Source organism: Duganella dendranthematis (assembly GCF_012849375.1).
Classification (GTDB): domain Bacteria; phylum Pseudomonadota; class Gammaproteobacteria; order Burkholderiales; family Burkholderiaceae_D; genus Rugamonas; species Rugamonas dendranthematis.
Genome location: NZ_CP051684.1, coordinates 5,531,098 through 5,551,070, shown reverse-complemented (window position 1 = coordinate 5,551,070; position 19,973 = coordinate 5,531,098). Strand labels below are relative to the sequence as shown.

The following is a 19,973-nucleotide window of genomic DNA, read 5'->3' as shown; positions in this document are numbered from 1 at the left end:
AGCGCCCAAACTCGGATCAAGCTGACGAAGTAGTAACTATCTCAGCTGGGGACAAAACATCCTACAAAACCAAAGGAGACACATCATGGCAAATAGCGGTACCGCGGATACCCGCAACCTACCCAAGCAGGCCACGCCGATGACGGCCGAAGAGCGCAAGGTGATTTTCGCCTCCTCGCTCGGCACCGTATTCGAGTGGTATGACTTTTATCTGTACGGCGCGCTGGCGCCGATCATCGCCAAGCAGTTCTTTATTGGCGAGCCGACTACTACGTTCATCTTCGCGCTGCTGGCGTTCGCCGCCGGCTTCATCGTGCGGCCATTCGGCGCGCTGGTGTTCGGCCGCCTGGGCGATATGGTCGGCCGTAAATACACCTTCCTGATCACCATCCTGATCATGGGCGCCTCCACATTTATTGTCGGGCTGTTGCCGGGCTACGCGGCGATCGGCATCGCGGCGCCGATTGTGCTGGTCGGGCTGCGGATTCTGCAAGGGCTGGCGCTGGGCGGCGAATACGGCGGCGCAGCGACCTACGTGGCCGAGCATGCGCCGCAAGGCAAGCGCGGTTCGTTCACCGCATGGATCCAGACCACCGCGACCCTGGGCCTGTTCCTGTCGCTGCTGGTAATCCTGGGCACGCGTACCGCCATCGGCGAGGAAGCCTTCAACGCCTGGGGCTGGCGCGTGCCGTTCCTGGTGTCGGTGCTGCTGCTGGGCGTATCGGTGTGGATTCGCATGTCGATGAATGAATCGCCGGCTTTCGCCAAGATGAAATCTGAAGGCAAGACCTCGAAGGCGCCTCTGAGCGAAGCGTTTGGCCAATGGAAAAACCTGAAAGTGGTGATCCTGGCGCTGATCGGCCTGACCATGGGCCAGGCGGTGGTGTGGTACACCGGCCAGTTCTACGCACTGTTCTTCATGACGCAGGTGCTGAAGATCGACGGCGCCAGCGCCAACATCATGACGGCCCTGTCGCTGGCCTTGGCCACGCCGTTCTTCATCTTCTTCGGCATGCTGTCGGATAAGATCGGCCGCAAGTGGATCATCCTGGGCGGCTGCATCCTGGCGGCGGCCACCTACTTTCCACTGTTCGGCGCCCTGACCCACTACGGCAATCCACAGCTGGAAACCGCGCTGAAAAATTCGCCGGTGGTGGTGATTGCGGATCCGGCTTCGTGCCACTTCCAGTTCAACCCGACCAACACCAAGAAGTTCCCATCGTCTTGCGACATCGCCACCGGCATGTTGTCCAACGCCTCGGTGAATTACACCACGCAAGACGCGCCAGCTGGCAGCGTGGCCAAGATCAAGGTCGGCGAAAAGGAAATCTCGTCGTTCAACGCCGTCATGACGACGGATGGCCTGAACTTCGACAAGCCATCGAAGGATACGGAAGCCGCGCTGAAGAAAGAAGTCGGCGGCGCCATCAAGGCAGCCGGCTATCCAGCCAAGGCGGATGACGCGCAAATGAACAAACCGATGGTGGTGCTAATCCTGTTCATCCTGGTGCTGTATGTGACCATGGTGTACGGCCCGATCGCCGCCATGCTGGTGGAGATGTTCCCGACGCGCATCCGCTACACCTCGATGTCCCTGCCTTACCACATCGGTAACGGCTGGTTCGGCGGCCTGCTGCCGACCATCTCGTTCGCGCTGGTGGCGTTCAAGGGCGACATCTACTACGGATTGTGGTATCCGATCATTATCGCCTTGATCACCGTCGTCATCGGCGCGGTGTTTGTTGGCGAGACCAAGGACAACAACATTTACGCGGCCGACTGAATCTGCATCGCTCCGTTAAAAAACCGCCTTCGGGCGGTTTTTTATTCGGGGTCAATTCTGCCAAATGCACACGGGCTGGAGGGTAACCCCTCCAATCTGCCCACGATCCGGCTAACGGTGCGGTGGGATACGTTGAAGTACGTGCCAATCTGTTTCATCGTATAAGCCGTAGACAAATACGCTTGCAATATTGCTTGATCGCGACCGGGGAATTTAGATTGATAGTCGGCGAGCGACAGTGCCAACGCTCGGCGATGGACTCGGGTGACCTCGCTTAATCGATCTTTGGACGGCTCGGCATAATGCTGAGCCAGAAATCTCGTGGCGCCAAACTGGCTTAGCAACCACTCAACCTGCAACCAGGGCGGCGGCGCAGGTTGATGCTGGACCGTTAGTGCATAACTGCTCCACTGCCATTCGTCCAAGGTCGTCACCATTCCTGCTCGCAACGGATTCAACACAATATACCGTGCCAGCTCAAGCAAATAGGTTCCCTCCTGACCCAGGACTGCCGCAGAACTGACCCCAAATTGCTTAGCCCAAATAGATGTCGCTGCGAAAGCGCCAGGCGTAGGTCTGGCTTACTTTGAGCTGTTCCGAATGGTCGCGCAGTTCGACGGTAATCGCGCCCGCTTCGTCGCGGCGGGCGCGGGCGATGGCGCGGACCGCCACCAGCGTGCCACGGTGTATCTGCCAGAACTGGCCCGGATCGAGTCCCTGTTGCAGTTGCTTGATCGGGGTCCGCACCAGCCCTTCATCGGTGGCGCTGACCACGCGCGTGTAGCGGCTGTCCGATTCGAAAAACAGCACTTCTTCAATCGGGAATATCTTGATGGTGTTGCCGCTGTTGGTACTGATCCAGCGGATACGCTCCGCCTGCGCACTCACGCGCAGGTGCCGGTCCATCTCGCCCATCATGCGCAGCAGGTCGGGCATGGCGGCGCCCGCCGCGAGTTGCTTGCGCAGCCGTTCCACCGTCTGCGTCAAGCGGTCCAGCGCGATCGGCTTGAGCAGGTAATCCTGCGCGCCGACGCCAAACGCTTCGACGGCGTGGGCGTCGTAGGCGGTGGTGAATACCACGCGGCAGCGCCCTTCGCTGGCGCGCGCCACGTCCAGCCCGCTCAGTTCGGGCATGCGGATGTCGAGGAAGGCGATGTCGGGCCGGTGCGCGGCGATGGCGGCCAGCGCTTCGTCGCCATCTTCGCATTCGGCCACGACGTCCAGTTCCGGCCAGACCTGCGCCAGCAGCCGGCGCAGGTCGCCGCGTTGCAGGTCTTCATCATCGGCAATCATTGCGGTGGGCATTCAATACTCCTTGGTTGGCAAAGCTTGCACAGGCAGGCTGATGCTGGCTTGCAGTCCGCCCTGCTCGCGCGCGGTCAGCATCAGCGCCGCCTGGCCTTGGTACAGATGTTGTAGCCGTTCGCGGATATTGCTGAGGCCAATTCCGCTGCCGCTCACGCCGCCGCCAAAGCCGACGCCATCGTCGGCCACTGCCAGCACCAGTTGCTCGTCGCGCCGGCTGACGCTGACGACGATTTCCACCGGCCCTTTCTTCGGTTCGATGCCGTGCTTGACGGCGTTTTCCACCAGCGAGATCAGCATCAGCGGCGGCACGGCGCAGTGCCGCAGTTCGTCCGGACAATCGACGCGGAACGCCAGCCGTGGCAAGCGGGTATGAATCACGCCGAGATAGGCGCTGACCGCGTCCAGCTGCGACGCCAGCGGCACCAGCAGTTGCGCTCCGTCGTCGCGAATCTGCGGGATGGTCGCGCGCAGGTAGTCGACCAGGTGATCGATGATGGCGACGCCACGTGCCGGGTCGCTGATGATCGCCGCGCGCACGCCCGAAAGGGTGTTGAACAAAAAGTGCGGCTCAACCTGGCTGGCCAGCAGCGACAAGCGCATCGCCACCTGATTGCGCTCGTCCTTGTAGCGCTCCATCTGGTCGAACAGATGGGCATCTTGCAGACGACGGCGCTGCCGCAGGTAGGCGATCAGGTCGCCCATGCCGCCCAGCCACAGCAATACAAACGCCCAGACGATGCCGTTGAGCAGGCGTTCCGACGGCGAGTTCTGCACACGGGTGAACTGTGAGATATAGCCGGCCACCAGCACGCCAGCCAGCATCCCCACCAGCACGCCGGCCAGTTCGCGGCGTGGCGGCAAACCGCGCTGGCACACCAGCACCGCCAGCCAACGCCCCAGAAACAGCGCCACCACCACCAGCGGCCAGACGGCGAACAGTGCCAGCAACTCGGCCGGCTTGGAATAAACCGACGGAATCAAACTGGAGAGCACCAGCAAGAACAGCGTAAAACTCAGCACCGGCAGCAGGAAGGAGCGCGCGCGGTAAACGAACCAGGTGCGGCTGAACACTGGATACTGGCGCGCTTTGGCAGACCAGCCCGCCAGTTGCCCGGCCAGGCGGGCGGGAATCGGCTGTTCGTTGGCGGCGTCTGTTACGGTGGGTCTGTTCATCACTTGCATTCAGAAAATTACTGGACCTGGCTGCGAATCCAGTCCGACATCACGGCCAGCGCCGATGGCGCCAGCGTTCCTCGATCTGTCCGTATTCGGCAGGCGCACCGGTGGTCGCGGTTTGGAACAGGTGGTTCAGTTTGGGCAGCTGTTTTACCACGGCACGTGGGTTGTTGGCCAGGGCGATGCGCATCGCGTCGAGGTCAAGCTTGGCCGGCACTTGGCGGTCCAGTTCGCCATTCAACGCCAGGACAGGCTGGCGCATGGCGCGCAGGGCCGGTCCCGGCTCCAGAATAAGGAAGGTGCGGAACCATGGCGTAGTGAAGGTTTTCGCCTCCAGCGCCGCCGCGCCTTGCACCACCAGACCGTCACGTTCGCCCTGTTCGAGGATGGCCTGGGCTTTGATACGCGCCTGTTCCGGGTCCCGCTCGGCGACGATGGCGGCCAGCATAGCCTGATTCATGGCGCGCTGCCTGGCGGCTTTGTCGCCCTCGCTGTGGTACGCCAGCTGTTCGACCATCAGCAATTCGCCGCGCACGCCGGGGCCGGCCATCAGCACCACGAAGCCCAGTTGCGGGTCGCGCGCGGCGACCATCGGTGCGATCAGGCCGCCTTCGGAGTGGCCGATGATGCCGAGGTGGCGGGCGTTGATTTCCGGCCGGGTGCGCAGGAAGTTGACGGCCGCTTGCGCGTCGTCGGCAAAGTCGTGTGTGGTGGCGGTCTTGTAGTCGCCGCTGGAAGCGCCGATGCCGCGCTTGTCGTAGCGCAGCACGGCAATGCCCTGGCGCGCCAGATGGTCGGCCAGCACCAGGAAAATCTTGTGGCCAAAGACTTCTTCGTCACGCGTATTCGGTCCGGAGCCATGCACCAGCAACACTGCCGGCCATGGCCCGGCGCCTTTCGGCACGGCCAAGCTGCCGGCCAGTTGCACGCCGGCGGCCGAGCTGGCGAACTTGACCTCTGCGCTGGTGTAGGTCGCGACGGCGGCGGCGATGGCTTTTTCCTGCGGCCGTGACGGCGCCGTCACTGCGGCCGCGCCGGCCGGCACGCGCTTGAGGGTCAGCGGCGCTTGCTGGCCCTGGGTCCAGGTGCCGGTCCAGGCCTTGGCCTGATCGTCCCACGTGGCCTGATAGCTGGCGTTCAGCTTTGGCAGCGCAAAGCTGAGATGCGTAGCGTCGGTGGTCAACTGCTCGACCTTGGCCGAGAACGACTGGCTCGGGCTGGCCATCGTGGCTTGCCATTGACCGTCGGCGCTCTTGCTGACGTCCAGCACCACGGTCAACTGGCCGGCGATCACGCCGCTCCACTGCCCTTGCGCGTCTTCCGCGCTGGCCGGTACGGCAAGGCCCAAGGCCACGATGACGGCCAGGCCGCCGAAGAAGGTCTTCATGCTGTTGCGCTTTCCGGAATTGAAGGAGGCTCTACCTTAGCCAAACGGCAAGTTCCGCGCAACAATATGCGACCAATCCGCCCGGCGATGTCACCAGCCCCTGTTTTCCGGTCACGAATAAAAAAACCGCCCCGGAGGGCGGTTGAACTTGCGGTAACGTACTCGGTTCAGACAGCTTTACCTTTGCGGCGGCGGGCGACCACGCCCATCAACGCCAGGCCGCCCAGCATCATGGCGTAGGTTTCCGGCTCAGGCACCGGCGCAGCGATGCTCGACGTGCCGAACTCCACGCGCAGGCCGGTCGGGTTGCCGCCGTTCTGCTGCCAGTTGGTGACCACGAAGTCCAGCTTGTTGACGCCGGAGACAAAGCCGCTGGCGGCATTGAACGAGGTCCAGTCGGTAAAGCCGGCGGCGGTGCTGATGACCTGGTTGTTCAGCTTGACGGTGACGGCGTTGTCGGCCGCCAGACGGCCGGCGAACGAGGCGGTGGTGGCGTTGTAGCCGGTCAGGTCGAACGACAGCGTGTAGGTATAAGTGCCGGCGCTCCAGGCGTCAAAGGTCTGGCCTTGGGTGCTGGTCGGCGTGATCCATTTCGAGTCGACGCTGTTGGCCAACCATGGGCTTACCGGCCACTGATTGTCGTAGGTGATGAATGGCGAAGTGTTGCCGATCGCGGTGTCGCTGCTGGCCGAGGTCAGCTTGTAATTGGTGTCGGTGTCGCCGCTGGTACCAACGCCGGTGTTTTTCAGGCCGGTGATGGTGGTGGTAGCGGCTTGCGCCGAGCCGGCGAATGCTGCGATTGCCAGGGCGGCGGTGATGACGATGCGTTTCATGGGTAGCCTCTAAAAATGATTGGTGAAGTTGCCGGCGTCGATAGGAAGGCCGGTTTTTCATCATCGATCCGTTTTTTAGGGCGTCGAAGGAATGAACTGCTGTTGTGTAAATTATAGCCGAGTTTTTTAGAAAATGCTCACATGCCACTAAAATTTCTTTATGGCATGTGAGCAGGCGTCGATCAGCTATTAAAGCTGCCGCCTTCCGCCGCCAGTTTTTGCAGCAACGGCGCCGCCTGCCATGCCTGGCCCTGATGGCCTTGGGCATATTTGCGGATCGCCGCCAGCACATTCGGCAGGCCGACCGTGTCGGCGTAGAACATCGGGCCGCCGCGGTAAAGCGGGAAGCCGTAGCCGGTCAGGTAGACCATGTCGATGTCGGACGCGCGCAAGGCAATGCCCTCTTCCAGGATCAGCGCGCCTTCGTTGACCAGCGCGTAGACCAGCCGCTCGACGATTTCCTGATCGCTGATCTTGCGGCGCGTGATGCCGAGGTCGGCCGAGTGCTGGACGATCATAGCGTTGACCTGCTCGTTCGGATACGCCTTGCGGTCGCCGGCCTTGTAGTCGTACCAGCCGGCGCCGGTTTTCTGGCCGTAGCGGCCCATCTCGCACAACAGGTCGGCAGTCTTGGAGTAGCTGATTTCCGGCTTCTCGACGTAGCGGCGTTTGCGGATGGCCCAGCCAATATCGTTGCCGGCCAGGTCGCCCATGCGGAACGGTCCCATGGCAAAGCCGAACTTCTCGGCCGCCTTGTCGATCTGCTCCGGCAGCGCGCCCTCTTCCAGCAGGAAGCCGGCCTGGCGGCTGTACTGTTCGATCATGCGGTTGCCGATGAAGCCGTCGCACACGCCCGACACCACACCGGTCTTCTTCAGTTTCTTGGACAAGGTCAGCGCGGTGGCCAGCACGTCCTTGGCAGTTTCCTTGCCGCGCACGATTTCCAGCAGCTTCATCACATTGGCCGGCGAGAAGAAGTGGGTGCCAATCACATCTTGCGGGCGCTTGGTGAAGCTGGCGATCTTGTCGACGTCCAGCGTCGAGGTATTGGTTGCCAGGATAGCGCCCGGCTTCATCACCTCGTCCAGCTTGCGGAACACCGCTTCCTTGACGCCGATTTCCTCGAACACCGCTTCCACCACGATGTCGGCCTGGCCGATTTCTTCATAGGACAGCGTGCTGGTCAGCAGGCCCATGCGCTGGTCCAGTTTTTCCTGGGTCAGCTTGCCTTTCTTCAGCGTGTTTTCGTAATTCTTGCGGATGGTGGCGATGCCTTTGTCCAGCGCTTCCTGCTTGGTTTCCAGCAGCTTGACCGGAATGCCGGCGTTGAGGAAGTTCATGGCGATGCCGCCGCCCATGGTGCCGGCGCCGATGATGGCGGCCGACTTGATCGGACGCACCGGCGTATCGGCCGGCACATCGGGCACCTTGCTGGCCACACGCTCGGCAAAGAAGGCATGCCGCAGCGCCTTCGATTCGGTGGTCTGGATCAGGTGCAGGAAGCGATCGCGTTCGAACTTCAGGCCGTCTTCAAATTTCATCGTCACTGAGGCGGCGACGGTTTCCACGCACTCCAGCGGCGCCGGAAACGGACCTGCCATGGCCTTGACGGTGTTGCGCGAGAATTGCAGGAACGCTTCGTAATTCGGGTAATCGACTTTGCGGTCGCGTACTTTCGGCAGCGGACGCACATCGGCGATTTTTTCGGCAAACGCCACGGCCGAGGTCAAGAGGTCGGCATCGGCGGCGAAGATTTCGTCGAACAGCGCCGGCAGTTTTTCCGACAGCACCGGGTTGCCGGAGACGATCATGTTCAGTGCCGGCTCCAGGCCGAGCACGCGCGGCAGGCGCTGGGTGCCGCCGGCGCCCGGCAGCAGGCCCAGCTTCACTTCCGGCAGCGCGATCTGCGCGCCGGGCAACGCCACGCGGTAGTGGCAGCCGAGCGAGAGCTCCAGGCCGCCACCCATGCAGACGGTGTGGATGGCCGCCACCACCGGCTTGGTCGAGCTTTCGGCGGTGGCGATAAAAGTGTGCAGACTCGGTTCGGCCAGCGCTTGCGGCGTGTTGAACTCCTTGATGTCGGCGCCGCCCGAGAAGGCCTTGCCGGCGCCGGTGATGACGATCGCCTTGACCGCATCATCGGCCAGCGCGCGCTGGATGCCGTTGACGGCGGCGGTGCGGGTCACCAGGCCCATGCCGTTGACCGGCGGATTGTTCAGCGTAATGACGGCCACTGCGCCGTGCACTTGGTATTCAGCAGTCATGTCTCTTCCTTATGATTTTAGTAGGGTGGGCTACCTGATAACTATACCGCATAAAAAGAACGACCGTATTATTATTTTCAGGGGTTTTGCATGCGTAGAGGAAACTTTGTAACGCAGTGAAGCGGCCCCGTCTTTGTTGCTTCAAAGGGACAATTTACCCTGCTTATCCAGTGCTCAGCTTGCTTCGATTTTAATTAGACGAAATAATAAACCAAAGCCGCATATTCCCCGCCCCCGAATATCATATTAATTCTCACCAAATATCACGATTAATAATACCAATGATATTTGGGCATTTATTTTATATATTGGATAGGGATTTCCATGAACGCACCGAGCCAGATCATCAACGTCCAGGATATTGAATTGCAAGCTATTCACGCGGCACTGAACCGGGTGCAGGCGGTGATTGAATTCGACCTGGAAGGCAAGATCCTGCACGCCAACGACAACTTCCTGCGCGTGCTCGGCTACTCGCTGGACGAGGTCCAGGGTCGCCATCACTCGATGTTCTGCGAACCGGACTTTGCCGCCAGCCCTGTCTACAAACAGTTCTGGGCCAAGCTCGGCGCCGGCGAATACGAACACGGCGAATACAAGCGCCTGGCCAAGGGCGGCCGTGAAATCTGGATCAACGCCTCGTACAATCCGATCATGGACGCCGACGGCAAGCCGTACAAAGTGATCAAGTTCGCAACCGACATCACCGACAACCGCATGCGCAACGCCGAGTACGAAGGCAAGGTCAGCGCCATCGGCAAGGCGCAGGCGGTAATCGAGTTCGACATGAGCGGCCATGTGCTGGCCGCCAACGAAAACTTCCTCGACGTCATGGGTTACTTCCTTGATGATATTAAGGGCGAGCATCACCGGATGTTCTGCGATCCCGAATATGCGGCGAGTGCCGAATATAAGCGCTTCTGGCAAAAACTGAATCGTGGCGAGTTTGACAGTGGTCGCTATAAACGAATTGGCAATAATAAGAAAACGGTATGGATTCAGGCCACCTATAATCCGATTCTGGATTTAAATGGCAAGCCATACAAAATAGTTAAATATGCAAGCGATATCACCACCCAGGTCGCGCTGGAGGAATCTGTCGCCGCCAAGGCCAAGTCGGACGGCGAGAAAATCGCCCGCCTGCTGGACTCGGTCGAGCATGCGGCCAACGGCGACCTGACCAGCAAAGTGCTGGTGGAAGGCGACGAACCGCTGGACCTGCTGGCCGGCGGCATCAGCAAGATGATCGCCGACTTGCGTAAAGTCATCAGTGATGTGGTGATGTCGGCCAGCGGCCTGGCCGACGCATCCACCACCATTTCGGAGCGCAGCAATGGCGTGGCGGTCGGCACCCAGGCGCTGGGCGCCACCGTGGAGGAAATGAACGCCTCCATCGACGGTCTGACCAGTTCGATCAACATCATCGCCGGCAACACCACCGACGCCGACACCATGGCCAAGCAGACGCAGCACGAGGCGGAAATCGGCGCCAAGGCAGTGGCCAAGTCGATCGAGGCGATGGACCTGATCAACCGCTCGTCGGAAGACATCGGCGAAATCGTCAAAGTCATCAGCGACATCGCCAACCAGACCAATATGCTGGCCTTCAACGCCGCCATCGAGGCGGCGCGCGCGGGCGAACATGGCCTGGGCTTCTCCGTGGTGGCCGACGAGGTGCGCAAGCTGGCCGAGCGCTCATCGCAGGCGACCAAGGAAATTTCCAAGCTGATTAACGAGTCGGTCAAGCGGGTCTCGGCCGGCAGCGAGATTTCGCGCCAGGCCAGCGACGCCTTCGACAAGATCCTCAGCGGGGTGCACCGCACCACCGAGGCGATTTCCGACATTTCCAAGGCCACCAACGAGCAGCTGCTGACCGCGCGCGAAGTCAGCACCGCGGTGCAGTACATCGCCGAGGAGGCCGAGAAATCGGCCGCCGCCTGCGACAGCATCGCCCGCTCGACGGAAGGCTTGAACCAGCGCGCAGGCGATCTGAATAAAACGGTTTCCGGCTTCCTGGTGTAACCATGGAAGCCACCGGCTTTAGCCCTGCGACGCTGAGCGCGCTGATCGCGCTGGTGCGCAAGCACACCGGCATCGCCATGACCGAGCGCAAGAGCGTGCTGCTGGAGCGGCGCCTGCGCCCGCGCGTGCAGGCGCTTAACCTGGGCAGTTACCAGGCGTATCTGGACAAGGTGGAACAGGACCGCGCCGAGGTACCGCACTTTATCGATCTGGTGACCACCAACGACACGCTGTTCTTCCGCACGCCGCAAGTGTGGGATTACGTCGAGAAGGAATTCCTGCCGCAGTGGTGGGCCGCGCATCCGGGCAAGCGCCTGAAGGTGTGGTCCGCAGCCTCGTCCAGCGGCGAGGAACTGTATTCGATGGCGATTCTGTGCGAGGAATTCGCCGCGGCCAATGCCGGCTTCGGTTACCAGATCCATGCGACCGATATTTCGCAGCAGATTCTGGCGCTGGCGCGCGACGGCCAGTACACCGGCCGCTCGGTCGAGCGCATCCAGTCCACCCATCCGGACTGGGTCAAAAAGTATTTCCGCCCAAGCGCCAACGGCTTGCGGGTAGTCGATGCACTGAAAAAAAACGTGGAGTTGGCCCAACATAACCTGCTGACTCCTTTGAAGCCCGCCAAACAGTTTGACTTGGTGTTCCTGCGCAATGTCCTGATTTATTTCGATCAGGAACAGCAGCAGACCATCCTCCAGCAAGCGCGTTTGAGTATGGCATCCCACGCAATCATGATTGTGGGCGAATCCGAATCGATCACTGGCCTCAACACCGCCTACCAGTTCGACCGGCCGATGATTTATCGAATGGAATAGGCGGTCAACATGCAAGCACTCTTCAACACTCCCGTACAACGGCCTGCGGCTGGCGCCGCGATGCCGTGGGCGATTCCGGAACGGGCAGACGACGGCCGGCGCGCACCGCTGCAAGTGGCCATGGGCCAATTGAAACTGGGCGCCCGCACCGATCAGTTGCAAGCGCTGCTGGGTTCCTGCGTTGGCATCGCGCTGATCTGGAAGAAACGCGGCCAGTGCGCGCTGGCGCACTGCCTGCTGCCGGAATGCCCGCAGATGGCCGACGAGTTTGGCGCGCGCTACGTCAACCAGGCCGTGCCATCGCTGCTGCGCCTGCTGGGCGCCAGCGAGGAGGACTTCGCCGATATCGAAGTGGTGATCGCCGGCGGCGCCACCATGCTGAACAGCTGCTCCAGCCGCTTGCAGATCGGCCAGCAAAACGCCGATGCGGCGCGCAAGCATCTGCGCAAGTTTGGATTGAACGTCAGCTATTGCCGCATCGGCGGCAAGTGCGGCCGCACGCTGACCATCGATTGCGCCACCTGCACCTACGCCGTGCAGGAAATCGTCACCAATTGCTCCGGAGCCACGCATGCCTGATGCCTCGGCGGTTACCTGTACTGAATTGTTTGGCTCCTTCGTGCTTGGCGGCGATGAGTTCGCCCTGCCCGCCAGTTGCTTCCGCGAGGTGGTCAACTACCCGGACAAGGTGTCGGCGCTGCCGCTGTCGCCGAAATTCCTGGAAGGTGTGTTCACCTTGCGCGGCAGCGTGATCCCGGTGGTCAACCTGGGCCGGGTGTTCGATCCAAGCGCGCGTGGTGCGCTGCCGACCGACAAGATCGCCATCCTCGATTACGAAGGCGTATTAATCGGCATCCTGTTCGACGCCACCGGCGAAATCCTGCGCGTGCGGCCAGAACAGCGCAGCCGGCTGGCTTACACCGATGGCGAACAGCACGGCGTGGTGGCTGGCACCATCCTGCTCGACCACGGTGCGCGGCTGGTGCAGATCCTCGATCCCGATACGCTGATCCACATCGAAAACGTGCCGCAGGTGCGCGCCATCCAGTGCGCCGACAAGGAAACCCGGCGCCACCACGGCGAACGGCGCCAGTGCGTCAGCTTCCGCGCCGGCCCGTCGTCGTTTGCGTTCGAGATGGCGGCCATCCAGGAAATTATCCGTGTGCCGGAATTGCAGGCGTCGGTGCTGAACAGCGCGCTGTGTCTGGGCCGCATCAACTTCCGTGGCGCGCCGGTGGCGGTGGTGGATTTCGCCACGCTGCTGAATGCCGCGCCGACCCGCGCGCAGGCCGACGCCGCGGCCGCCACCACTGACCAGCGCATCATCGTGGCCCGCATCGACGACGCCACCATCGGCTTCCTGGTCGACTCGGTCGACAACATCATCAATTTCTACAGCGAAGAAGTGATGCCGATTCCGCTGCTGAGCAAGGCGCGCGCCGGCATGTTCGGCGGCTGCCTGTCGCGGCCGCAGCTGGGCGATATCTTCTTCCTCGATCACCGGCAGATTTTCTCCAGCAACGAGATCAAGGAGATGCGCACCGGCCACGCCAACCTGTATCCCAAGGATGAGGAGTTGCTGGCCAAGAACGACCGGCGGGATGCGCGCCGCAGCCAGCGTCAGGTCTACATCACCTTTGCGCTGGAAAACAGCTACGCGGTGGAAATCAAGCAGGTGCGCGAGATTATCGACCTCAGCGTGGGTGAGCTGACCCGGCCGCCCGGCCTGCCCGGCTTTATGCGCGGCATGCTGAACCTGCGGCAGCAGATGGTCAGCGTGATCGACCTGCGCAGCCTGTACCAGATGGCGCCGCTGGAAGACAGTGGGCTGGCGAAGATCCTGGTGGTGGAGCGCGGCGACGAATGTTACGGCCTGATGGTGGACGCGGTGGAAAACATCATGACCATCGAGGACAGCCACCGTTTCGGCGCCCCCAAGATGATGCGCAACGCCAGCGCGCAAGGCGATCCGCGTAGCGAAATGGACGAAGTGATCGACATCGGCGAAGGCGATGCGCGCCGCACGCTGAGCGTGTTCCAGTGCGACCGTCTGCTGGAACGGCTGGCGCGCGAAATCCCGGCGCTGGCGGCGTGAGTGCTGGAGGAGTACAGTAGCAGTATTGCCAACTCACAGCGTTACTGACCATGTGTATATCCCGCCGTACGATCGCCCTGTTGATTCCGATGAGCCTGCTGGCCGCCAGCGCGTATGCGATCTCGCTGTCCGACCTCAGCAACCAGGATGCATCCAGCGGCCTGAAGGCGGCGCTGGAGACCGGCTCGAACGCCGCCGTCAGCAAGCTGGGCGCGGAAGGTGGCTTCCTCGACAACGCCAAGGTGCGCATCCCGCTGCCCAAGATCCTGGAGCAGGCGCGGCCGATCCTGAAGATGACCGGCAAGGGCCAGCAACTGGACGACCTGGTGGTGCAGATGAACCGCGCTGCCGAATCCGCCGTGCCGATGGCCAAGCCGCTGCTGATCGACGCCGTCAAGTCGATGTCCATCAGCGACGCCAAGAACATCCTGACCGGCGGCGACACTTCCGTTACCGATTTCTTCCGCGCCAAGACGCAGGACAAGCTGGCGGTGCAATTTCTGCCGGTGGTGAAGAAAGTCACCGACCGCTCCGGCGTCGCCACCAAGTACAACGCCGCCATGAGCCTGGCGCCGAAGATGGGCATGCTGGCCAAGGACCAGGCCACCGTCGAGGGCTACGTCACCCAGCGCGCGCTGGATGGCCTGTACACCATGATCGCTGAGGAAGAAAAAGCCATCCGCGCCGACCCGCTCGGCACCGGCAGCAAGCTGATCGGCAAAGTGTTCGGCGCCCTCAAGTAAGTTGCCTCCTCCCCTCAGCCCGGTTACCCGGGCTTTTTTTTCGCCTTGAATTTGCCGGCGGCTCGGACTAACATAGATAGGTAGCCTACCTATCTATTTAACCATGAGCCCAGACCTGTCCCCGCAAGCAATCGCCCTGGCCGACGAGTTGCGCACCGCCCTGCACCACGTATTCCGCCGCTTGCGCCAGGAGAGCGACAACGATCCGTCCGGGCTGACCTTGCAGCAGAAAATGCTGATTTCCACCATCAGCCGCCAGCCGGGCATCGGCGTGGCCGAGCTGGCGCGGCAGGAAAAGCTGCGCGGGCCGACCATGAGTGGCCACATCAAGGCGCTGGAAGCGCTCAACCTGGTCAGGCGCGACGCCCCGGATCCGGACGATCGCCGCCGCAGCGGCCTGCTGCTGACCGAGCACGGCACGGCGTTGTTGACGGAAATCCGCGCCCGGCGGCTCGACTGGCTGGCGCGGCGGCTGTCGCAGCTGCCGCCGGAAGGCGCGGCCGCACTGCGCAATGCCCTGGTGTACCTGAATGAAATCGGCGAATAAATGAATACCTCCATCCGTAAAATCTATTTCGGCCTGGTCACCATGATCAGCCTGGCGGCGCTCGACCAGAGCATCGTCGCCACCGCGCTGCCGCGCATCGTGTCCGAGCTGGGTGGCGTGGCCCACCTGTCGTGGGTGGTCACCGCCTACGTGCTGGCATCCACCGCCACCATGCCGCTGTACGGCAAGCTGAGCGACCAATATGGCCGCAGGCCGCTGCTGTACACCGCCATCATTACCTTCCTGGTCGGCTCGGCGCTGTGCGGGCTGGCGCAGAACATGGCCGAACTGATCGCCTTCCGCGCCATTCAGGGTCTGGGCGCGGGCGGCTTCATGCCGCTGGCGCAGATCGTCATCGGCGACCTGGTGCCGCCGGCCGAGCGCGGCAAGCGCCAGGGCAGCATCGCCGCCGTGTATGCGCTGACCAGCGTGCTGGGTCCGGTGCTGGGCGGGCTGCTGACCGACTGGCTGTCGTGGCATTGGATTTTCTACGTCAACCTGCCGATTGGCGCGGTGGCGCTGTACCTGATCGCCAAATCGATGCCGCACGATAAGCCGCACAATGCACACAAGATCGATTATCTCGGCTCCGTACTGCTGACCGGCGCTATTACGGCGGCGCTGCTGGTGCTGGCGCTGGGCGGCACAGAATGGCCGTGGAAAGGCCAGCAGGTCCGCTGGCTGGGTGCGCTCGCGGTGCTGCTGGCCGTGGTGTTGGTGTGGCATGTGCGGCGCGTGCCGGAGCCGGTGCTGCCGCCGGACCTGTTCGACAATCGGGTGTTCAACGTCGCCAGCGTGGTGCTGGCGCTGACCTTCGTCGGCATGATGGGTTCCAGCGTGTTCTTTCCGCTGCTGTTCCAGTTGGTGATGGGAGTGTCGCCGGCCAGCTCGGGTCTGCTGACCATGCCGATGATGGTGGGTCTTGTGATCTCGTCCGCGCTGGGCGGCCGCGTGCTGGCCAAGTCCGGCCGCTACAAACCGGCGCAGGTGGTCGGCCTGACGCTGGCCACGCTGTCGTTCGGCGTGCTGGCCTGGGGTATTGCCGCCTCGGCGGGCTACGCGGTCCTGGAGCCGGCTATCTTCGTGCTGGGCATGGGCCTCGGCCTGGTGATGCCGAATATGACAATGGCGGTGCAGAACGCCCTGCCCGCTGCGCGACGCGGTGTCGGCACGGCGATGCTGGGCTTTTTCCGCTCGTTGGGCGGGTTGATCGGCGTAACGGGTTCCGGCGCGATCCTGGCGCAGCAGCTGCACGGCCAGGCGGCCAATGCGGCCAACGCCGCGCTCTACCGTCACGCCATCGGCCAGATCTTCGGCGTCGGCACCGTGATGGTGGGATTAGGACTGCTGATGCTCGCCTTCCTGCCGGAAGTACCGCTGGCGACGACGACCACCGTCAAGCGCTAGCATGTCGCTCCCGCGCACGCGGGAGTCCGTGCCGAATATGGGCTCCCGCCTGCGCGGGAGCGACGTATGTTACTGGCCCAGCGCCAGTGCCGGACTGCGCAAGGCCGGACGGTTGCCGCCGCCGAGACGCTGCGTGGTGTTGGTGTCCAGCTTGAAGGTGCTGACCATCTCTTCCAGCTGCGCCGCCTGCTCCTGCATCGCGTTGGCTGCTGCTGCCGCCTCTTCCACCAGCGCCGCATTCTGCTGCGTCACTTCGTCCATCGACACGATGGCCTGGTTGATCTGGTTGATGCCTTCGCTTTGCTCTTCGCCGGCGACCATGATCTCGGTCATGATGCTGGTCACGCGCTCCACGCTGCTGACGATGTCATTCATCGTGGCGCCGGCCCTATCGACCAGCTGATTACCAGCATCAACCTGCGACACCGACTCCGTAATCAGTTCCTTGATTTCCTTGGCTGCCGCAGCCGAACGCTGCGCCAGATTACGCACTTCAGTCGCCACCACTGCGAAACCACGGCCTTGTTCGCCGGCACGGGCCGCTTCCACCGCTGCATTCAGCGCCAGGATGTTGGTCTGGAAGGCGATGCCATCGATCACGCCAATAATGTCGGCAATCTTACGCGACGAGGTGTTGATGTTGCCCATGGTGTCCACCACCTGCGACACCAACTGGCCGCCCTTGCCTGCCACGTCCTGCGCGCTCAGCGCCAGTTGATTGGCTTGACGGGCGTTGTCGGCGTTCTGACGCACGGTCGAGGTCAGTTCTTCCAGCGACGATGCGGTTTCTTCCAGTGCGGCGGCCTGGTTCTCGGTGCGGCGCGACAGGTCCAGATTGCCCGAAGCGATTTCCGCGCTGGCGGTGGCAATCGCGCTGCTGCCGGTGCGGATGCTGCTGACGGTGCTGGACATCTGGTCCTGCATTTTGGTCAGGCCCTTCATCAGCTTGCCCATTTCATCGTTACGCGAGACGTCGATCTGGTTCGACAAATTGCCGGCGGCGATCTGGTCGAAGTGGCCCAGTGCGTGTTCCAGCGGACGCAGGATGGCGCTCAGCAGGCGGATGGCCGAGAAGATGATCAGCGCCGCGCCGAATACCAGCGCCACGGTGTAGCCCTTGGTAAAGGTCGAGAAGAAGGACTGGCTGTCGTCATAGTGGTGCTTGGCCGAAGTCAGCTGGTAGTCTTCCAGCTTGACTGAGGCGGCATCAAAAATGCCGAACTGGGCCGAAAGGGTTTTCATCGACAGATTTTCGATTTTGTCGGCGTCCTTGGCGCGCAGCGCGGTGATCAGGGCGACCAGTTCGGCGCGGTACAGCGTGCGCTTGGCGTTCAGGTCGTTGGCCAGCACTTTCTCTTCATCGCCCAACGGCAGCGCCAGATAGCCTTTCCACGATTTGTCAGAATCGTTGAGGAAGCCCTCGGCGCGCGACAGGGTTTTTTCGAGGTCCGGCGCCTCCGGATGGAACACGCCGCGATCGATGACAAAACGCGAGCGGTTGAGGAAATTCTTGGCGTTGCCCAGTGCGATGGTCGAAGCCATCTGATTCGAATACACGTCCTTCAGGGCGAAGTTGACGGTATTCATGCCGAAGATGCTGAGGACACCGAGCACCAGCATCAAGATACCGATGACGGACATGGTCGCGATCAGGCGCGTGCGAATGGTTATGCTATTGAACATATCGTTTTCTCGTCTGTAGAATGGACCGGGAGCGTGTCGAATAGATAACCTATCGCCTGCGGAGTGCTGTGCTGGAGTGCGCGCCTGGGTTGGCCGGGGCGGCCTTAAAAGTGCCGTAGGGCAATAATGTAATAGCTTTGACCGTTAGGAGTCAAACTATTTATTTATGAACTTAACCCAGTTTCATGCACGCAAGCAGATTCAGGAGGTCGGTAGCCGATAATCTCGGAATTGTTCGCGCAGCTTGTTCTTCTGGATTTTGCCGGTCCCGCCGACTGGCAAGGCGTCGGCAAAGACCACATCATCCGGCAGCCACCACTTGGCCACCTTGCCATCGAAATGGGCCAGCAGCTGCTCGCGGCTCACTTCCTGCCCCGGCCGCCGCACCACCACCAGCAGCGGCCGCTCGTCCCATTTTGGATGGAATACGCCGATGCAGGCAGCCTGCATCACCGCCGGGTGCGACATGGCGATGTTTTCCAGGTCGATCGTGCCGATCCACTCGCCGCCGGACTTGATGACGTCCTTGGCGCGGTCGGTGATCTGCATGAAGCCGTCCGGGTCGATGGTGGCGACATCGCCGGTCGGGAACCAGCCGTCTTGCAGCACATCGCCGCCTTCGTGCTTGAAATAGCTGGCGATGATCCACGGCCCTTTCACCAGCAAGTCGCCGGCGCTGACGCCGTCCCATGGCAATTCCGCGCCCAGCTCGTCGACAATTTTCATGTCGACGCCGTAGATGGCGTGGCCCTGCTTCTGCAGGATCTTGCGTTGCTCCTCTTTCGGCAGCGCCATGTGCCTGGACAGCAGCCCGCCGGTCGTGCCCAGCGGCGACATCTCGGTCATGCCCCAGCCGTGGATGACTTCCACGCCAAACTCGTCGATCAGCGTATTCATCATGGCCGGCGGACAGGCCGAGCCGCCGATCACGGTGCGGCGGAAGGTGGAAAACTTCAGCTGATGCTGCAGGCAATAGTTGATCAGGCCCAGCCAGACGGTCGGCACGCCGGCCGAGAACGTCACCTTTTCGCTTTCCATCAACTCATAGACGGATTTGCCGTCCAGCGCCGGGCCGGGGAACACCATTTTCGCGCCCGACAGCGGCACCGAATACGGCAGGCCCCAGGCGTTGACGTGGAACATCGGCACCACCGGCATTACCGCGTCGCGCGACGACACGTTGAGCACGTTCGGCAAGGCCGAGGCGTAGGCGTGCAGCACGGTCGAGCGGTGCGAATACAGCGCACCTTTCGGATTGCCGGTGGTGCCGGAGGTGTAGCACAGCGTCGCGGCGGCGTTTTCGTCGAACACCGGCCAGCTGTAGTCGCCGGATTGCGCGGCCAGCAGGTCTTCGTAGCACAGCAGGTTGGGAATCTTGCTCTCGTCCGGCATGCGGTCGGCCGCACCCAGCAAAATCCAGCCCTTGACGGTCTTGCAGTGCGGCGCGATGGCCTCGACCAGCGGCAGGAAGCAGAAATCGAACAGCAGGTACTGGTCTTCCGCGTGGTTGCAGATGTAGGCCAGCTGTTCCGGATGCAGGCGCGGGTTGATGGTGTGCAGCACGGCGCCGCTGCCGGACACGGCGTAGTACGCTTCCAGGTGACGGTAGCCGTTCCACGCCAGCGTCGCCACGCGCTCGCCCATGCGCACGCCCAGGTGTTGCAGCGCCTGCGCCAGTTGCTTGGCGCGCCGCTGGCAGTCGCGGAATGTGTAGCGGTGCAGGTCGCCTTCGACGCGCTGCGAGACGATTTCGCTATTGGCGTAGTGGCGGGCGGCAAAGTCGATGATGGTGGAAATCAGCAACGGCTGGTCCATCATCTGTCCCATCAGAGGTACTTGTGATTGCATGCATGTCTCCTATATATGAGAAAGAGTGTCGAATGCGCGCCTGAACAGCGTCAACGGTT

At 62.1% G+C, this 19,973-nt stretch carries 15 protein-coding genes and 1 pseudogene; 9 read left to right on the top strand and 7 right to left on the bottom strand.

From position 1 onward, the window contains the following. Positions 1 to 85: 85 nt before the first annotated feature. Positions 86 to 1,783, top strand: a complete 1,698-nt coding sequence (locus tag HH213_RS25385) for an MFS transporter (protein ID WP_229263152.1) — start codon at positions 86 to 88, stop codon at positions 1,781 to 1,783. 534 nt (positions 1,784 to 2,317) lie between these two features. Here the strand turns inward: HH213_RS25385 and HH213_RS25380 are convergent. From HH213_RS25380 to HH213_RS25360, 5 genes are all read right to left on the bottom strand, one after another. Beyond that, positions 2,318 to 3,088, bottom strand: coding sequence for a LytR/AlgR family response regulator transcription factor (locus HH213_RS25380; RefSeq protein ID WP_169114096.1), 771 nt, complete (start codon positions 3,086 to 3,088; stop codon positions 2,318 to 2,320). Beyond that, positions 3,089 to 4,264 (bottom strand): sensor histidine kinase, encoded by a 1,176-nt coding sequence (locus HH213_RS25375; RefSeq protein WP_169114095.1) that lies wholly within the window; start codon positions 4,262 to 4,264, stop codon positions 3,089 to 3,091. Positions 4,265 to 4,313: 49 nt separating this feature from the next. Continuing rightward, positions 4,314 to 5,654, bottom strand: a complete 1,341-nt coding sequence (locus HH213_RS25370; RefSeq protein WP_169114094.1) for an alpha/beta hydrolase family protein — start codon at positions 5,652 to 5,654, stop codon at positions 4,314 to 4,316. 167 nt (positions 5,655 to 5,821) lie between these two features. After that, on the bottom strand, positions 5,822 to 6,487 hold the full coding sequence (locus HH213_RS25365) for a PEP-CTERM sorting domain-containing protein (protein ID WP_110847843.1): 666 nt from the start codon (positions 6,485 to 6,487) through the stop codon (positions 5,822 to 5,824). A 182-nt stretch (positions 6,488 to 6,669) separates the two neighbouring features. Continuing rightward, entirely contained in the window at positions 6,670 to 8,751 is a 2,082-nt protein-coding gene (locus HH213_RS25360) for a 3-hydroxyacyl-CoA dehydrogenase NAD-binding domain-containing protein (RefSeq protein ID WP_169114093.1), read from the bottom strand. A 324-nt stretch (positions 8,752 to 9,075) separates the two neighbouring features. Between HH213_RS25360 and HH213_RS25355 the strand changes: the two genes are divergently transcribed. The 8 genes and pseudogenes from HH213_RS25355 to HH213_RS25325 all read left to right on the top strand — a co-directional run bounded on the left by HH213_RS25355 (position 9,076) and on the right by HH213_RS25325 (position 16,383). Continuing rightward, positions 9,076 to 10,773, top strand: coding sequence for a methyl-accepting chemotaxis protein (locus HH213_RS25355; RefSeq protein ID WP_169114092.1), 1,698 nt, complete (start codon positions 9,076 to 9,078; stop codon positions 10,771 to 10,773). 2 nt (positions 10,774 to 10,775) lie between these two features. Further along, positions 10,776 to 11,591, top strand: a complete 816-nt coding sequence (locus HH213_RS25350; protein ID WP_169114091.1) for a CheR family methyltransferase — start codon at positions 10,776 to 10,778, stop codon at positions 11,589 to 11,591. Positions 11,592 to 11,600: 9 nt separating this feature from the next. Next, positions 11,601 to 12,170 (top strand): chemotaxis protein CheD, encoded by a 570-nt coding sequence (locus HH213_RS25345; RefSeq protein WP_229263151.1) that lies wholly within the window; start codon positions 11,601 to 11,603, stop codon positions 12,168 to 12,170. Continuing rightward, positions 12,163 to 13,050: pseudogene (locus tag HH213_RS30720) on the top strand (chemotaxis protein CheW); the annotation flags it as partial. The gene HH213_RS25345 and the pseudogene HH213_RS30720, both read left to right, overlap by 8 nt. A 201-nt stretch (positions 13,051 to 13,251) precedes the next feature. After that, a complete protein-coding gene (locus HH213_RS30715; RefSeq protein WP_371875719.1) occupies positions 13,252 to 13,686 on the top strand; it encodes a chemotaxis protein CheW in 435 nt (144 codons plus the stop codon). Between the two features lie 50 nt (positions 13,687 to 13,736). After that, positions 13,737 to 14,429, top strand: a complete 693-nt coding sequence (locus HH213_RS25335) for a DUF4197 domain-containing protein (protein ID WP_110847837.1) — start codon at positions 13,737 to 13,739, stop codon at positions 14,427 to 14,429. 103 nt (positions 14,430 to 14,532) lie between these two features. Beyond that, positions 14,533 to 14,976 (top strand): MarR family winged helix-turn-helix transcriptional regulator, encoded by a 444-nt coding sequence (locus HH213_RS25330; RefSeq protein ID WP_169114089.1) that lies wholly within the window; start codon positions 14,533 to 14,535, stop codon positions 14,974 to 14,976. Further along, positions 14,977 to 16,383, top strand: a complete 1,407-nt coding sequence (locus tag HH213_RS25325; protein WP_169114088.1) for an MDR family MFS transporter — start codon at positions 14,977 to 14,979, stop codon at positions 16,381 to 16,383. Between the two features lie 69 nt (positions 16,384 to 16,452). Here HH213_RS25325 and HH213_RS30600 read toward each other — a convergent pair whose 3' ends face one another. Beyond that, positions 16,453 to 18,066 carry a methyl-accepting chemotaxis protein gene (locus HH213_RS30600; RefSeq protein WP_169114087.1) on the bottom strand — a complete coding sequence of 538 codons (1,614 nt, stop codon included), beginning with the start codon at positions 18,064 to 18,066 and terminating at the stop codon, positions 16,453 to 16,455. Positions 18,067 to 18,267: 201 nt separating this feature from the next. Further along, positions 18,268 to 19,914 (bottom strand): 3-(methylthio)propionyl-CoA ligase, encoded by a 1,647-nt coding sequence (locus HH213_RS25315; protein WP_169114086.1) that lies wholly within the window; start codon positions 19,912 to 19,914, stop codon positions 18,268 to 18,270. Between the last annotated feature and the right edge of the window lie 59 nt (positions 19,915 to 19,973).

Bases quoted from the DNA above. Each gene is read 5' to 3' on its own strand.
- HH213_RS25370 (WP_169114094.1), bottom strand. From the start codon at position 5,654: ATGAAGACCTTCTTCGGCGGCCTGGCCGTCATCGTGGCCTTGGGCCTT.
- HH213_RS25385 (WP_229263152.1), top strand. From the start codon at position 86: ATGGCAAATAGCGGTACCGCGGATACCCGCAACCTACCCAAGCAGGCC.
- HH213_RS25375 (WP_169114095.1), bottom strand. From the start codon at position 4,264: ATGAACAGACCCACCGTAACAGACGCCGCCAACGAACAGCCGATTCCC.
- HH213_RS25345 (WP_229263151.1), top strand. From the start codon at position 11,601: ATGCAAGCACTCTTCAACACTCCCGTACAACGGCCTGCGGCTGGCGCC.
- HH213_RS25325 (WP_169114088.1), top strand. From the start codon at position 14,977: ATGAATACCTCCATCCGTAAAATCTATTTCGGCCTGGTCACCATGATC.
- HH213_RS25335 (WP_110847837.1), top strand. From the start codon at position 13,737: ATGTGTATATCCCGCCGTACGATCGCCCTGTTGATTCCGATGAGCCTG.
- HH213_RS25365 (WP_110847843.1), bottom strand. From the start codon at position 6,487: ATGAAACGCATCGTCATCACCGCCGCCCTGGCAATCGCAGCATTCGCC.
- HH213_RS25355 (WP_169114092.1), top strand. From the start codon at position 9,076: ATGAACGCACCGAGCCAGATCATCAACGTCCAGGATATTGAATTGCAA.
- HH213_RS25315 (WP_169114086.1), bottom strand. From the start codon at position 19,914: ATGCAATCACAAGTACCTCTGATGGGACAGATGATGGACCAGCCGTTG.
- HH213_RS25330 (WP_169114089.1), top strand. From the start codon at position 14,533: ATGAGCCCAGACCTGTCCCCGCAAGCAATCGCCCTGGCCGACGAGTTG.
- HH213_RS25380 (WP_169114096.1), bottom strand. From the start codon at position 3,088: ATGCCCACCGCAATGATTGCCGATGATGAAGACCTGCAACGCGGCGAC.
- HH213_RS25360 (WP_169114093.1), bottom strand. From the start codon at position 8,751: ATGACTGCTGAATACCAAGTGCACGGCGCAGTGGCCGTCATTACGCTG.
- HH213_RS30600 (WP_169114087.1), bottom strand. From the start codon at position 18,066: ATGTTCAATAGCATAACCATTCGCACGCGCCTGATCGCGACCATGTCC.
- HH213_RS25350 (WP_169114091.1), top strand. From the start codon at position 10,776: ATGGAAGCCACCGGCTTTAGCCCTGCGACGCTGAGCGCGCTGATCGCG.